Annotated in this window: 14 protein-coding genes; 5 read left to right on the top strand and 9 right to left on the bottom strand. The window is 71.4% G+C overall.

The window, feature by feature from the left end:
- Window positions 1-4: 4 nt before the first annotated feature.
- The 3 genes from ABD269_RS03515 to ABD269_RS03505 all read right to left on the bottom strand — a co-directional run bounded on the left by ABD269_RS03515 (window position 5) and on the right by ABD269_RS03505 (window position 2710).
- Window positions 5-778, bottom strand: a complete 774-nt coding sequence (locus ABD269_RS03515) for an ABC transporter ATP-binding protein (protein WP_344115901.1) — start codon at window positions 776-778, stop codon at window positions 5-7.
- A 2-nt stretch (window positions 779-780) separates the two neighbouring features.
- Window positions 781-1872, bottom strand: coding sequence for a FecCD family ABC transporter permease (locus tag ABD269_RS03510; protein ID WP_344115899.1), 1092 nt, complete (start codon window positions 1870-1872; stop codon window positions 781-783).
- 250 nt (window positions 1873-2122) lie between these two features.
- Window positions 2123-2710, bottom strand: a complete 588-nt coding sequence (locus tag ABD269_RS03505; RefSeq protein ID WP_301893313.1) for a heme-binding beta-barrel domain-containing protein — start codon at window positions 2708-2710, stop codon at window positions 2123-2125.
- 263 nt (window positions 2711-2973) lie between these two features.
- Here ABD269_RS03505 and ABD269_RS03500 point away from each other — a divergent pair, with 263 nt between their 5' ends.
- The gene (locus ABD269_RS03500) at window positions 2974-3342 is read left to right on the top strand and encodes a DsrE family protein (protein WP_344115896.1); all 369 of its coding nucleotides are present in this window, start codon (window positions 2974-2976) and stop codon (window positions 3340-3342) included.
- 118 nt (window positions 3343-3460) lie between these two features.
- Here ABD269_RS03500 and ABD269_RS03495 read toward each other — a convergent pair whose 3' ends face one another.
- From ABD269_RS03495 to ABD269_RS03470, 6 genes are all read right to left on the bottom strand, one after another.
- Complete coding sequence (locus tag ABD269_RS03495; protein WP_301894378.1) at window positions 3461-3769, bottom strand: DUF3099 domain-containing protein; 309 nt, start codon at window positions 3767-3769, stop codon at window positions 3461-3463.
- Window positions 3770-3818: 49 nt separating this feature from the next.
- Window positions 3819-4109: a DUF1416 domain-containing protein gene (locus tag ABD269_RS03490; protein WP_301893311.1), complete on the bottom strand. Its 291-nt coding sequence runs from the start codon at window positions 4107-4109 to the stop codon at window positions 3819-3821.
- A gap of 30 nt (window positions 4110-4139) precedes the next feature.
- The gene (locus ABD269_RS03485) at window positions 4140-4976 is read right to left on the bottom strand and encodes a sulfurtransferase (RefSeq protein WP_344115892.1); all 837 of its coding nucleotides are present in this window, start codon (window positions 4974-4976) and stop codon (window positions 4140-4142) included.
- A gap of 427 nt (window positions 4977-5403) precedes the next feature.
- On the bottom strand, window positions 5404-6111 hold the full coding sequence (locus ABD269_RS03480; protein ID WP_301893309.1) for an LmeA family phospholipid-binding protein: 708 nt from the start codon (window positions 6109-6111) through the stop codon (window positions 5404-5406).
- A gap of 112 nt (window positions 6112-6223) precedes the next feature.
- Window positions 6224-7450: a hypothetical protein gene (locus ABD269_RS03475; RefSeq protein ID WP_344115889.1), complete on the bottom strand. Its 1227-nt coding sequence runs from the start codon at window positions 7448-7450 to the stop codon at window positions 6224-6226.
- 10 nt (window positions 7451-7460) lie between these two features.
- Window positions 7461-7736 carry a MoaD/ThiS family protein gene (locus ABD269_RS03470; protein WP_116215833.1) on the bottom strand — a complete coding sequence of 92 codons (276 nt, stop codon included), beginning with the start codon at window positions 7734-7736 and terminating at the stop codon, window positions 7461-7463.
- Window positions 7737-7909: 173 nt separating this feature from the next.
- Between ABD269_RS03470 and ABD269_RS03465 the strand changes: the two genes are divergently transcribed.
- The 4 genes from ABD269_RS03465 to ABD269_RS03450 all read left to right on the top strand — a co-directional run bounded on the left by ABD269_RS03465 (window position 7910) and on the right by ABD269_RS03450 (window position 14063).
- Window positions 7910-9643, top strand: coding sequence for an ABC transporter ATP-binding protein (locus ABD269_RS03465; RefSeq protein ID WP_344115887.1), 1734 nt, complete (start codon window positions 7910-7912; stop codon window positions 9641-9643).
- Window positions 9644-9753: 110 nt separating this feature from the next.
- Entirely contained in the window at window positions 9754-11700 is a 1947-nt protein-coding gene (locus ABD269_RS03460) for an ABC transporter ATP-binding protein (protein ID WP_344116039.1), read from the top strand.
- A 524-nt stretch (window positions 11701-12224) separates the two neighbouring features.
- A complete protein-coding gene (locus ABD269_RS03455; protein ID WP_301893305.1) occupies window positions 12225-13013 on the top strand; it encodes a response regulator transcription factor in 789 nt (262 codons plus the stop codon).
- 24 nt (window positions 13014-13037) lie between these two features.
- A complete protein-coding gene (locus tag ABD269_RS03450) occupies window positions 13038-14063 on the top strand; it encodes a LacI family DNA-binding transcriptional regulator (RefSeq protein ID WP_301893304.1) in 1026 nt (341 codons plus the stop codon).
- The last annotated feature ends 60 nt before the right edge of the window (window positions 14064-14123 follow it).

The following is a 14123-nucleotide window of genomic DNA, read 5'->3' as shown; positions in this document are numbered from 1 at the left end:
GTCCTTACGGGGTGGGGAGGCGGTCGAAGAGCAGGCGGGTGGCGCCGGACTCGGGGTGCGGCACCCGGTGGGCCCGTACGCCGAAGACCTCGGCCAGCAGGCCGGCGGTCAGGACCGCGTCCGGCGGGCCGGACGCGACGATGCGGCCGCCCGCGATGACGTACAGCGCGTCGCAGTGCGTGGCGGCGAGGTTCAGGTCGTGCAGCGCGGCCAGGACCGTCAGCCCCGCGCCGCGCACGAGCGAGAGGACCTCCAGCTGCTGGGCGATGTCCAGGTGGTTGGTGGGCTCGTCCAGGACCAGCACCTTCGGCTGCTGGGCCAGGGCGCGGGCGATCAGCACGCGCTGCTTCTCGCCGCCCGACAGGGTCGGGAAGGCGCGGTCCGCGAGGTGGGCCGCGCCGACCTGCTCCAGGGCGGCCGCGCACACCTCGCCGTCCCGCGCGCTCGCCCGCGCGGCGGCGCCCTGGTGCGGCAGCCGGCCCATCGCGACGATCTCGCCGACGGTGAAGTCGAACTCGCTCGCCGACTCCTGCGGCAGCGCCGCCAGCCGCCGTGCGCCCTCGCGGGCGGTCAGCGCGTGCAGGTCGTCGCCGTCCAGCCGTACGGTGCCGGCGGCCGGGCGCAGCGCGCGGTAGACGCAGCGCAGCAGGGTGGACTTGCCGCTGCCGTTGGGGCCGACCAGGCCCACGAACTGCCCGGACCCCGCCCGCAGCGCGATGTCCTCCACCAGCCGTGCGCCCCCGACCTCGACCGACAGGCCCTCGATGTCGACGCGCATTCCTATGACCCTCCGAAGCTGTAGCCGCGGCGGCGCATCAGCAGCACGAAGCAGGGCACGCCGATGATCGCGGTGATGACGCCGACCGGCAGCTCGACGGGCGCCAGCAGCAGCCGGGAGACGATGTCGACCCACACCAGCAGCACGGCGCCCAGCAGCGGGGCCACGGCCAGCACCCGGCGGTGGTCGGCGCCGACGAGCATGCGGGTGATGTGCGGGACCATCAGGCCGACGAATCCGATCGCGCCGCTGACGGCGACGACGGCACCGGTGACGGCGGCCGCGACGACGAACAGCCTGCGCCGCAGCCGGTCGGGGTCCACGCCGAGCGCGGCGGCCGTCTCGTCGCCCATGGCCAGGGCGTTGAGGCCGCGCGCCGACCACAGCAGATACCCGAGCCCGGCGAGGACGGCGGCGGCCGCGATGGGCACGGACGCCCAGGTGGCGCCGCCGAGGCTGCCGAGCAGCCACATCATGGCCGAGCGGGCGGCCTCGCCGCGGTCGGCGCTGAAGACCATCAGGGTGGTCACGGCAGAGAAGCCGTAGTACATCGCGGAGCCCGTCAGCACCAGCCGCAGCGGCGTCAGCCCCTGCGGGGTGCGCGCGGCGAGATAGACGAGCAGCATCGCGGCGAGGGCCGAGGCGAAGGCGGCGCCGGAGAGCGCCCAGACGCCGAGCGAGCCCAGCGCCCCGAAGAGCAGCACGGCGTTGGCGCCGACGGCCGCGCCCGAGGAGATGCCGAGGACGAAGGGGTCGGCGAGCGCGTTGCGGACCATGGCCTGCACGGCCACGCCGATGGCGGACAGCCCCGCGCCGACGACCGCGGCCAGCAGGGCGCGCGGGAAGCGCAGCTCCCACACGATGGCGTAGGCGGAGACCTCGTCCGGCGCGATGGTCCCGCCGGTCAGCCCGGCCCGCAGGAAGCGGAGCGTCTCGCCCCAGGTCACCCCGGCCGAGCCGAGGCCGACCGCGCACACGAGGGAGACGAGCAGGGCCGCGCCCAGCCCGCCCAGCAGCGGTGGCAGCGGCAGCCGCCGGGGAGGCGGCGGCCCGCCCGGCGCACGGGATACGGGGGCCTTGAGGAGGGTCGCCACGAGCGGTACGCCTTCGCCTCGGGCCGCTTCGTACGTACCAAGGAGCGGCCCGGAGGCGACAAGGGTGCGGCCCGGGCGTCCCCTCGCAGTCCACGGCGAGTTGTCAGGAGCGGACGCCACCGCGGGTGATCGGGCTCGCGGAAGGCCCCGAGGGGACCTTCCGCCTACCGTTGCGGGTCAGCGCCGGACTTCGACCGGACTTCCCCCGCGGGGCGCGTTCTGCGTTGTCGTGCGTTGTCGTGCGGCGTGCTCAGCCGGTGTAGGGCGTGCCGTCCTGGTTGAAGAAGGCGACGCCGTCCGGCATGTCGTCGGGCAGGCTCGCGGCCCACTCCTGGAGGTCGGCGATCTTCTTCAGGTGCGCCGACATGTAGGGGCGCAGCGGCACCTCGGGGGTGGCCTTCTCGCCGACCCACATCAGGTCGCCCTTGACGTAGCCGTAGAGGCGCTTGCCGCCCGTGTACGGACCGGCGGCCGCGGTGCGGGCGACGGCGTCCGTCGCCAGGTCGATCTGCGGCTTCTGGTCGGCCAGCTCGCCGTACCAGACCTCGGCGACGCCCTGGTCGCGGATCATGACGATCTCGACCTTGCGGTCCTTGTCGATGCGCCAGTAGCCGCTCTCGGTCTCCAGCGGGCGGACCATCTTGCCCTCGGCGTCCAGCACCCAGCTGTGCGACGTGTACTCCAGGAAGTCACGGCCGTCGTGCGTGAAGGTGACTTCCTGCCCGAAGTTGCACTTCTCGGAGCCGGGGAAGTCGGCGACGCCGGCCCCCTCCCACTTGCCGAGGAGGAAGACGAGGGGCACGAGGTCCGGGTGGAGGTCGGACGGAATCTCGATCATGGGCTCAGACGATCTGTAGGAGACGGTGAGGGAGAACGGTCAGCTGCCTTGGGTCAGCGCTGGCCCTGGTACAGCTTCTTCCAGGTCAGCCCGGCGAAGGCGAGCACGCCGACGGCGACCAGCACGAGCAGGGTGGTGAAGACTGCCTCAAGCACGAGCGTGCTCCTCGGTCGGAGAGAGGGGGTACGGACCGCTGCCGAGTCTAGTCGGACGCGTCGGGAGAGGCTGTGTGAGGTCGGTGGGGTCCGGCCTACAGTGATCGCATGGCGAAGAAGAAGCTTGTCCTCAAGGTCACGGCGGGCGCGGACGCGCCCGAGAGGTGCTCGCAGGCGTTCACGGTGGCCGCTGTCGCCGTGGCGAGCGGTGTCGAGGTGTCGCTGTGGCTGACCGGCGAGGCGTCGTGGTTCGCGCTGCCGGGGCGGGCGGCGGAGTTCTCCCTGCCGCACGCGGCGCCGCTGCCGGATCTGATCGAGGGCATCCGGGTGGGCGGGGGCATGATCACGGTGTGCACGCAGTGCGCGGCGCGGCGCGACATGGAGGAGAAGGACCTGATCGAGGGCGCGCGCATCGCTGGGGCGCAGGTGTTTGTGGCGGAGGCGATGGGGGACGGCGTGCAGGCGCTGGTGTACTGACCGTTTGCACGGGGCCGCCCGTCGGCGCCTGCGGCGGGCTTTGTTCCCCACCCCGCCCCTTCCCGAAACTGGGGCTCCGCCCCAGACCCCGGTCCTCAAACGCCGGACGGGCTGGTTGCTACCGCCGCCGTTTGCCGTCGAGTTCGTCCCACCACTCGTCCGACTTCGGGTCGCCCGACGGGTCGTCCCACCAGCGGTCGTCCGGGCCGTGGCGGTTTGCGACGATCGCCGCGACCGGGGGGATCACCATCGCGACGAGGCACATCGCGACGGCCGCCGGGACGGAAAAGAGGCGTACGACGGCCCACGCCAGGACGAAGAGCCCGATGCAGGTGCCCATCATGGCGAAGTACCAGTGGCGGCGCCGTGCGTACACGCTTCCACCGTACGACCGGACCCTGCGCGGCGCGAAGGGCCGCACCCCCATCATGGCGTCCAACCCCGGGGTGCGGCCCTCCGGCCGTTCATGAGTGCCGTCAGACGGCGATGGCGACCTCGGCGAGGGCGCCCTTCTCGGCGACGACGACCGTGCGGTCGGCGGTCGCCCCGGACACCAGCGCGCGCAGCGTCCACGTGCCCTCGGCGGCGTAGAACCGGAACTGGCCGGTCGCGGACGTCGGCACCTCGGCGGTGAACTCGCCGGTGCTGTCCAGGAGTCGGACGTAGCCGGTGACGGGCTCGCCGTCGCGGGTCACGGAGCCCTGGATGGTCGTCTCACCGGGCTTGGCGGTCGAGGCGTCGGGGCCGCCGGCCTTTGCTCCACACATAAGCGTTCCTTGAGGGATGAGAGGGAGGGGTCAGTTGGCGCCGAGCTCGATCGGCACGCCGACGAGGGAGCCGTACTCGGTCCAGGAGCCGTCGTAGTTGCGGACGTTGGCCTGGCCGAGCAGCTCGTGGAGGACGAACCACGTGTGGGCGGAGCGCTCGCCGATGCGGCAGTAGGCGATGGTGTCCTTGGCCAGGTCCACGCCCGCGGCCTCGTAGATCGCCTTCAGCTCGGCGTCCGACTTGAAGGTGCCGTCGTCGTTGGCCGACTTCGACCACGGGATGTTGCGCGCGGTCGGGATGTGGCCGGGGCGCTGCGACTGCTCCTGGGGGAGGTGCGCCGGGGCGAGCAGCTTGCCGCTGAACTCGTCGGGGGAGCGGACGTCGACGAGGTTGAGCGTGCCGATGGCCGCCACCGCGTCGTCGCGGAACGCGCGGATCGAGGTGTCCTGGGGCTGCGCGCGGTACGCGGTGCGCTCCCGCTGCGGCACCTCGGCCACCAGGTCGCGGGAGTCGAGCTCCCACTTCTTGCGGCCGCCGTCGAGGAGCTTCACGTCCCGGTGGCCGTAGAGCTTGAAGTACCAATAGGCGTACGCCGCGAACCAGTTGTTGTTGCCGCCGTAGAGGACGACGGTGTCGTCGCCCGCGATGCCCTTCTCCGACAGCAGCTTCTCGAAGCCGGCCTGGTCGACGAAGTCGCGGCGCACCGGGTCCTGGAGGTCGGTCCGCCAGTCGATGCGGACGGCGTTCTTGATGTGGTTCTTGTCGTAGGCCGAGGTGTCCTCGTCGACCTCGACGATGACGGTCTTCGGGTCGTCGATCCGGGCCTGTACCCAGTCGGCGTCCACCAGGACGTCATTGCGGCTCATGCTGTTCTCCTCCGGGGCAGTTGCGGGGTGTGCGCGGTGCGCTCCGGCTCTCGAAGGGGGAGCGCGCGCTGCCGCGCAGCGGTTCGTGCGGTGGCCTCGACGGGCCGAGGGGGAACGAGCGCGGGGCGGGCGGCCGGCGGTAAGTCCGCCAAGGGGTGCGCGCCCCCGTCAGGCATGACGACAGAGCATGGCGGCGACGCGGCACAGGTCGACTGCCCGCCGCTTCGTGAGGTCCGCCTGTCGCTTCATGCGTCCGATCGTAGGGACGGACGGGCGGGGTGTCACCGGTGTGTTGAATGGTGAGACGGAATATTCCGGAATGTGGGATACGCGGCGCCGGGCGGGCCCGTGGAGGGGCGAGTTCCGGGCCGTCCGTCCGTCATGGGTCTGGCGTGCGGACGGCGGCGTCTCGCCGGTTGGTACGGCCTCAGCCCGCCAGGTTGACGTGCGAGCCCGTCAGCGTGATGTCGACACCGTCCTGCGTGGTGACGACCTTGTCCACCTTGATGCCCCGCGGCAGGCCGCTGATCTTCCGGTCGAAGTCGATCTTCTCCCGGATCATCTGCTCCAGGCCCGGGAAGCCCTGCGCCGGGATCTCGTCGGCCCGCACGCGGATGGTGTCGCCGTCCACGACCGTCACCGTGGAGTTGACGCTGCGCTCGATGCTCTGGCCCATCGCCGAGATCTTGCCGGTGACCTTGACCTGGCTCTTGCCCGCCGCGTTCGTGCCGCCGTAGCCGACCGTCACGGCCGGGTCGTTCGCGGCCTTGGTGAGGTCGGCGTACGAGATGTGGGCGGTGCCCGTCGCGCGGTCGGCGACGGCGGAGGTGAAGCTGCTGTTGATCCGGACGTCCTGGAGCTTGGCGTTGAAGCCCGTGATCTGGATCGACCGGTCGCCCGCCCCGGCGGTCACGCCGTCGAGCTTGACCTCGACCTCGTCGAGGCTGGAGTTGGCGACCTGGGTCAGGAAGGGAAAGCCCTTGATCGACACATCTGGCGTGCCCGACAGGTTCTGTGAGCTGCGTATCTTCTCGGCGGCCTGGTCCTCGGCGAAGTACACCGCGACGCGGTCCGCGCCGACGAAGAGGGCCCCCAGCACCACGGCGATGATCAGGGTTATCCGTATAGCGCGCATCGGTATCTCTCGCTCCCCCGGGTCAAGGTCAGGCCCCCTGCCTGTGCAGGGAGCCTAACCGGACCGTACGGAAAACCGACAAAAACGGTGATCAGCCGTGATCGGGGGACGATCAGCCGAGGGCCCTGCCCAGCACATAGACGGCCGGGGCGGCCGCCATCAGCGGGAGCGCGACGCCCGCCGTCATGTGCACGAAGCGGGACGGGTAGTCGTAGCTCGCCGCGCGCAGGCCGGCCAGCGCGCAGCAGCCCGCCGCCAGGGCGAGCAGCGCCGCCGACGTCCCGAAGCCGGTCAGCGAGCCGGTCGCGACGCCCGAGCCCGCGGCCGCGACCAGGGCGACGACGGGCGAGGCGATCTTCGGCAGCGGCAGCGCGCGGGCCAGGGCCGTCACCGCGACACCGACCGCGCCGATCACCACGGCGTCGGAGGACGTGGCGGCCAGGTGCCCGGCCGCGACGACCGTGAGGGCGGCCGACGCGCCGGCGACCATCAGCCCGTACAGCCGCTCGTCGGGCGCCGCGTTGCTGCGCAGCTGGAGCACCAGCGTCAGCAGGACCCACACGCCGAGCGTGCCCATGAGGACGGTCGGCGCCTGGTCGGCGTCCGTGGCCAGCAGCCCGATGTCGGCGGCGATGCCGCCGAGGAACGCCAGGGCGATGCCCTGCCGGGCCGGCCACATGCCGTTCAGCCGGAACCAGCCCGCCGCCGTCACCGCCTGGAGCAGCGCCACCGGGACGACCAGCGCGAACTGCCCCAGCGGCGCGGCCGCCGCCAGCAGCACCGCGAGCACGGTCGTCAGCACGGCCGGCCGGAAGCCCGGCGCGAGGATCTGCGGGCGGCCCTCCGCCTTGGCCTTCTCGGCGGCGGTCATCGGCCGCTCCGGCGCCGCGGGCGCGACCGGCTCGGCCACAGGGGAGGGCGGCTGTGCCCCCGGCGCGTGCCCGAAGTCGTGCGCCTGCGGGCCCGGCTCGGGCTCGCCCGGCCACGGCGAGCCGTAGGAATGGTCCCCGGCGGGTGCGGGCGCGACCGGCTGCTGCCACGTCTGCGTGTCCCAGGTCGGGGTCTGCCAGGTCTGCGTCACGGGCTCCTGCTGCGCATAGCCCTGCTGACCGCCCTGCGCCGTCGGCCACGCCGCGGGGTTCTGCGGGTGCTGTGGCTGCTGGGGTTGAGCCTGCTGGGGCTGCGCCTGCGCGTACGGGTCGTACGGCTGATAGGCGTCGTAGCCGGGCTGCGCCGGGGGCTGTACGCCCTGCTGGTCGTAGGAACCGTAAGGATCACGAGGTTCGTACGGTTCGTACGGCTCTCGCGGCCCGTATCCGTTGTGCGGCTGATTGGTCATCGTGCCGGGGTCACCCTCCTGCGAAGGGCGGGAGCACCTCGACGGTGCCGCCCTCGGCCAGTTGGACCGTCGTGTGGTCGCGTGTGCCGACCGGGTCGCCGTCCACGAGGAACGAGCAGCGCAGCAGCACCCGGGCGAATTCGGGGCGCGCGGCATGGCGTCGCCGGGCCGCGTCGAGCGCGTCCGCCAGCGTCACCGCAGCGTACGGCTCCTCCGCCGTGCCCGCGGCGGCCTTGGCCGCGGCCCAGTAGCGGATCACGCCCGCCGGTCCCGGCTGCCTCGGCAGCCCGGCCGGCGCGGCCGCGCCACCGGGCTCCACCGGCCGCGCCGGTTGTGTCGTCGCCACGGCGACCCCTTTCCTTCTTGTGCGCCTCCCATGATGACGGGTGTATGCGGAGTCACGGCGCCCGCCCGTAATTCAGGAGCCCACGCGGGGGAGCCCTCACATAGGCTGCGTGTGTGTTGGTACGACTTACGCGGGCGTATCTGAGGCCCTACTCCAAATCCATCGCGCTGATCGTGCTCTTGCAGCTCGTACAGACGCTCGCCACGCTCTACCTACCCACCCTCAACGCGGACATCATCGACGGCGGCGTCGTCAAGGGTGATACGGGATACATTCTCCGCTACGGGGGCTGGATGCTCGGGGTGACGCTCGTCCAAGTCGTGTGCGCCGTCGGCGCCGTGTACTACGGCGCGCGTACGTCCATGGCGCTCGGGCGAGACCTGCGCGCCGCCGTCTTCGACCGGGTGCAGTCCTTCTCCGCGCGTGAGGTGGGCCAGTTCGGCGCGCCCTCGCTGATCACCCGGACCACCAACGACGTCCAACAGGTCCAGATGCTGGTCCTGATGGCGTTCACGCTGATGGTGTCCGCCCCGATCATGTGCGTCGGCGGCATCGTGATGGCACTCAATCAGGACGTGCCGCTGTCCGCGCTGCTCCTGGTGATCGTGCCGATCCTCGGCATCATCGTGTCGCTCATCATCTGGCGGATGCGCCCGGTCTTCCGGGGCGTCCAGGAGCGCATCGACACCGTCAACCGCGTGCTGCGCGAGCAGATCACCGGCATCCGCGTGATCCGCGCCTTCGTCCGCGACACCCATGAGCGGGGGCGCTTCCGCAGCGCCAACACCGAGCTGATGGACGTCTCGCTCAAGGCCGGCCGGCTGATGTCGCTGATGTTCCCGTCGGTGATGCTCGTCGTGAACCTCTCGTCGATCGCCGTCCTGTGGTTCGGCGGCCACCGCATCGACGGCGGCCACATGGAGATCGGCGCGCTGACGGCCTTCCTCAGCTACCTCATGCAGATCCTCATGGCCGTCATGATGGCCACCTTCATGTTCATGATGGTGCCGCGCGCCGAGGTCTGCGCCGAGCGCGTCCAGGAGGTCCTCGGCACCGACTCCAGCGTCGTGCCCCCGGCCGTGCCGGTCACGCAGCTGCGCCGCTCGGGCCATCTGGAGCTCACCGGCGTGGAGTTCCGCTACCCCGGCGCCGAGGAGCCCGTCCTCAAGGACGTCTCGCTCGTCGCCCGCCCCGGCGAGATCACCGCGGTGATCGGCTCCACCGGAAGCGGCAAGTCGACCCTGCTGGGCCTCGTGCCCCGGCTCTTCGACGCCACCGGCGGAACGGTGCTGGTCGACGGCGTGGACGTACGCGAACTCGACCCCGTCCTGATGTCCGAAACCGTCGGACTCGTCCCCCAGAAGCCCTATCTCTTCTCCGGGACCGTCGCCTCCAACCTCCGCTACGGCAAGCCCGACGCGACTGACGAGGAGCTGTGGCAGGCGCTGGAGACCGCGCAGGCCCGCGACTTCGTCGAGGGCATGGAGCTGGGCCTGGCGGCGCCGATAGCCCAGGGCGGCACCAACGTCTCCGGCGGCCAGCGCCAGCGCCTGGCCATCGCCCGGGCCCTGGTCCGCCGCCCCGAGATCTACCTCTTCGACGACTCCTTCTCCGCGCTCGACTACGCCACCGACGCGCGGCTGCGCGCCGCCCTGGCCCAGGAGACCGGGGACGCGACGGTCGTCATCGTCGCCCAGCGGGTGTCCACCATCCGCGACGCCGACCGCATCGTCGTCCTCGACGAGGGCCGGGTCGTCGGCACCGGCACCCACCCCGAACTCATGGCGACGAACGAGACCTACCGGGAGATCGTGCTCTCCCAGCTCACCGAGGAGGAGGCCGCGTGACGTCCCCGGAAAAGCCCGCACAGCCGGGCGGGAAGGGCGGACAGTCCGGCGAGCCGTCGGACGGGACGCCGCGCAGAGGCCCCGCCCCCGCGGCCGGTATAGGCCGCCTCATGGGCGGCCAGCCCACCGAGAAGTCCATGGACTTCGCCGGCTCCGCCAAGCGGATGCTGGGCATACTCCGCCCCGAGCGGGCCCTGATCACCGTGGTCCTGCTGCTGACCGTGGCCAGCGTGGCCCTGTCGGTGCTCGGCCCCAAGATCCTCGGCCGGGCCACCGACCTGATCTTCGCCGGAGTCGTCGGCCGGGGCTTCCCCGAGGGCGTGACCAAGGCGCAGGCCATCGAGGCCATGCGGCAGAAGGGCGACGGCAAGGCCGCCGACCTGCTCGCCTCGGTCCACTTCACCCCCGGCCACGGCATCGACTTCGACAAGGTCGGGGTCGTCCTGTTCTGGGTGCTGCTGATCTACGTCGGCGCCTCCCTCTTCCAGCTGGTCCAGGCCCGCATCGCGACGACCGTCGTCCAGCGCGCCTCCTTCCGGCTGCGCCAGGACGTCGAGGACAAGCTGGGCCGGCTGCCCCTGAGCTACTTCGACAAGCAGCAGCGCGGCGAGGTCCTCTCCCGCGCCACCAACGACATCGACAACATCCAGCAGGCCCTCCAGCAGACCCTGAGCCAGATAGTCACCTCGCTCCTCACCATCGTCGGCGTGCTCGCGATGATGTTCTGGATCTCCTGGCTGCTGGCCCTGATCGCGCTGGTGACCGTCCCGGTGTCGATCGTCATCGCCGCCCGCATCGGCAAGCGGGCGCAGCCGCAGTTCGTCGCGCAGTGGAAGACCACGGGCAAGCTCAACGCCCACATCGAGGAGATGTACACCGGCCACTCCCTGGTGAAGGTCTTCGGCCGGCAGAAGGAGTCCGCCGAGACCTTCCGCAAGGAGAACGAGGACCTCTACGCCGCCGGCTTCAAGGCGCAGTTCATCTCCGGGATCATCCAGCCCGCGATGATGTTCATCGGCAACCTCAACTACGTCCTCGTCGCCGTCGTCGGCGGCCTGCGCGTCGCCTCCGGCTCGCTGTCCATCGGTGACGTCCAGGCGTTCGTGCAGTACTCGCGGCAGTTCAGCCAGCCGCTCACCCAGGTCGCCTCCATGGCCAACCTCGTCCAGTCCGGCGTCGCCTCCGCGGAGCGCGTCTTCGAGCTGCTGGACGCGGAGGAGCAGTCGGCCGACGCCGCCGCCCCGGCACAGCCGCAGCACGTGCGCGGAGAGGTCGCCTTCGAGGAGGTCTCCTTCCGCTACGAGGCCGACAAGCCGCTCATCGACGGGCTCTCCCTCACCGTGAGCCCCGGCCAGACCGTCGCCATCGTCGGCCCCACCGGCGCGGGCAAGACCACCCTGGTGAACCTCCTGATGCGGTTCTACGAGGTGAACGACGGCCGCATCACCCTCGACGGCACCGACATCGCGCGGATGTCCCGCGAGGAGCTGCGCTCCCACATCGGCATGGTCCTCCAGGACACGTGGCTGTTCGGCGGCACCATCGCCGAGAACATCGCCTACGGCGCGAATTGGGGGGCGTCGCGAAGCGACTCCGACAAGGGTGGCGGCGGGTGGCGGGAGGGAGTGTCCATGGACAAGATCGTCGAGGCCGCGAAGGCGACCCACGTCGACCGCTTCGTCCGCACCCTCCCCGACGGCTACGACACCGTCATCGACGACGAGGGCTCCAACGTCAGCGTCGGCGAGAAGCAGCTGATCACCATCGCCCGCGCGTTCCTGGCCGAGCCGGAGATCCTCGTACTCGACGAGGCGACCAGCTCCGTCGACACCCGCACGGAGGTGCTGATCCAGCACGCGATGGCCCAGCTGCGCACGGGCCGCACGAGCTTCGTCATCGCCCACCGCCTGTCCACGATCCGCGACGCGGACGTGATCCTGGTGATGGAATCCGGCCGAATCGTGGAACAGGGAACGCACGACGCGCTGCTCGCGGCGGAGGGCGCGTACGCGCGGCTGTACGCGTCCCAGTTCGCCGAGCCGGTCGCAGGGGCCTGAGCCCTTGAACGCCGGGCGGGCTGATTTCGCGGGCTACGGTTCGCGAAACTCAGCCCGTCCGGCGTTTGAGGACGCGCCCGCAGGGCGCTCCGCCGCAGGCGGCAACGGACCCGCACCCGGCAACGGCGCCCAGCCCATGCCTCCGTGCGCCCCCTCGTGCCTCCACTCGGTAACGTCAAGCCCAACAGCCGATGACCACCCGAAGTGATCGACGAAACACAAGCTCGTGCAAAATCGCCCCGGCCGGGGAAAGCCCCGTGGGCTATCCTGCTGGGCAGAGAGGATCCGGGCAGAGCAGCCCCCGGGTCCTTTTGTGCATTCAGACGCGCGCCCGCGCGAATGAGCGCATGCGTGCTCCAGGGCGCGCAGCCCAAAACCGTACGAAGCAGAGCCGCACACTCCCCCAGTGCCTCAGCCTGGGTGGTACCCCCTTCGCAGGGACCGAGGAGGACCGACGTCATGGGCGAGCGAAGCGCGTCGCAGATGTGCCGGAAACGCACGACGACCCTGGCAGGGGGCGGCCGATGAGCTCCCTGCTGCTCCTGACCAACGCACTGCAGCCGTCGACGGAGGTCCTGCCCGCGCTGGGCCTGCTGCTGCACAGCGTGCGGGTGGCCCCCGCCGAGGGGCCGGCGCTGGTGGACACCCCCGGGGCCGACGTCATACTGATCGACGGCCGCCGCGACCTCCCGCACGTGCGCAGCCTCTGCCAGCTGCTGCGCTCCACCGGCCCCGGCTGCCCGCTGATCCTGGTGGTCACCGAGGGCGGGCTGGCCGCCGTCACCGCGGACTGGGGCGTCGACGACGTCCTGCTGGACACCGCGGGCCCGGCGGAGGTCGAGGCGCGGCTGCGGCTCGCGATGGGCCGCCAGCAGATCTCGATGGACGACAGCCCGATGGAGATCCGCACGGGCGACCTCTCCGTGGACGAGGCGACGTACAGCGCCAAGCTCAAGGGGCGGGTGCTGGATCTGACCTTCAAGGAGTTCGAGCTGCTGAAGTACCTCGCGCAGCATCCCGGCCGGGTCTTCACCCGGGCGCAGCTGTTGCAGGAGGTGTGGGGCTACGACTACTTCGGCGGCACCCGGACCGTGGACGTCCATGTGCGGCGGCTGCGGGCCAAGCTGGGTCCCGAGCACGAGTCCTTGATCGGCACTGTCCGGAATGTCGGCTATCGATTTGTGATCCCCGAGAAGCCCGAGAAGGCCGCCGACCGCTCCGAGGAGCGCAAGCCCGAGGAGCCCTCCCCGAAGGCCCGGACGGGTGAGCCCGCGGCCCCGGAAACCAATGGCGCTCGACCGGCCAAACGCTAGGTGGACCCGCGTAGACTGCCGCGCGTGGCCAAGGTGACGCGGGACGATGTGGCGAGACTGGCGGGGACGTCGACCGCGGTGGTCAGCTATGTCATCAACAACGGTCCGAGGCCGGTGGCCCCGGCCACGCGCGAGCGTGTCCTGGCCGCGATCAAGGAGCTGGGCTACCGCCCCGACCGGGTCGCCCAGGCGATGGCCTCCCGCAGGACGGACCTCATAGGCCTGATCGTCCCGGACGCGCGGCAGCCGTTCTTCGCCGAGATGGCACACGCCGTCGAACAGGCGGCGGCCGAGCGCGGGAAGATGGTCCTCGTCGGGAACTCCGACTATCTCGACGAGCGCGAAGTGCACTATCTGCGCGCATTCCTGGGCATGCGGGTCTCCGGCCTGATCCTGATCAGCCAGGGCCCCAGCGAGCACGCCGCCACGGAGATCGACGCCTGGGACGCCCGCGTCGTGCTGATGCACCGGCGCCCCGACGCGATCGACGACGTCGCCGTGGTCACCGACGACGTGGGCGGCGCCCAGCTCGCCACCCGCCACCTGCTGGAGCACGGCCACCCGTACGTCGCCTGCCTCGGCGGCACGGAGGAGACCCCGACCGTCGGCGACCCCGTCACCGACCACGTCGAGGGCTGGCGCCGGGCCATGCGCGAGGCAGGGAAGTCCCTGGAGGGGCGGCTCTTCCAGGCCCCCTACAACCGCTACGACGCCTACCAGGTCGCCCTCAAGCTCCTCGCCGGCCCCGACCGGCCGCCCGCGCTCCTGTGCGCCACCGACGACCAGGCCATCGGCGTCCTGCGCGCCGCGCGCGAGCTCCGCATCGACGTGCCGCGCGACCTGGCCGTGGCCGGTTTCGACGACGTCAAGGAAGCGGCCCTCACGGACCCGCCCCTGACGACGGTCGCCTCCGACCGCATCGCAATGGCCCGCTCGGCGGTGGACCTCGTCCTGGACGACGGCCTCCGGATCGCCGGGTCGCGCCGCGAGCGCCTGAAGCAGTTCCCCTCGGCCCTGGTGATCCGCCGCTCCTGCGGCTGCGGCGGCTGACCTCCTTCCACCTGTTTCCTGCGCGCGAACGCTTTTGCGGGGCGGACGCAAGTAGGGGGT

The sequence above is a fragment of the Streptomyces blastmyceticus genome, from assembly GCF_039521185.1.
In the GTDB taxonomy this organism is placed as follows: Bacteria; Actinomycetota; Actinomycetes; order Streptomycetales; family Streptomycetaceae; genus Streptomyces; species Streptomyces blastmyceticus.
Note: the sequence above shows the minus strand (reverse complement) of the source record. Positions and strands in the feature narration are given on the sequence as shown.

Bases quoted from the DNA above. Each gene is read 5' to 3' on its own strand.
- ABD269_RS03515 (WP_344115901.1), bottom strand. From the start codon at position 778: ATGCGCGTCGACATCGAGGGCCTGTCGGTCGAGGTCGGGGGCGCACGG.
- ABD269_RS03505 (WP_301893313.1), bottom strand. From the start codon at position 2,710: ATGATCGAGATTCCGTCCGACCTCCACCCGGACCTCGTGCCCCTCGTC.
- ABD269_RS03500 (WP_344115896.1), top strand. From the start codon at position 2,974: ATGGCGAAGAAGAAGCTTGTCCTCAAGGTCACGGCGGGCGCGGACGCG.
- ABD269_RS03495 (WP_301894378.1), bottom strand. From the start codon at position 3,769: ATGGGGGTGCGGCCCTTCGCGCCGCGCAGGGTCCGGTCGTACGGTGGA.
- ABD269_RS03490 (WP_301893311.1), bottom strand. From the start codon at position 4,109: ATGTGTGGAGCAAAGGCCGGCGGCCCCGACGCCTCGACCGCCAAGCCC.
- ABD269_RS03485 (WP_344115892.1), bottom strand. From the start codon at position 4,976: ATGAGCCGCAATGACGTCCTGGTGGACGCCGACTGGGTACAGGCCCGG.
- ABD269_RS03480 (WP_301893309.1), bottom strand. From the start codon at position 6,111: ATGCGCGCTATACGGATAACCCTGATCATCGCCGTGGTGCTGGGGGCC.
- ABD269_RS03475 (WP_344115889.1), bottom strand. From the start codon at position 7,450: ATGACCAATCAGCCGCACAACGGATACGGGCCGCGAGAGCCGTACGAA.
- ABD269_RS03460 (WP_344116039.1), top strand. From the start codon at position 9,754: ATGGGCGGCCAGCCCACCGAGAAGTCCATGGACTTCGCCGGCTCCGCC.
- ABD269_RS03455 (WP_301893305.1), top strand. From the start codon at position 12,225: ATGAGCTCCCTGCTGCTCCTGACCAACGCACTGCAGCCGTCGACGGAG.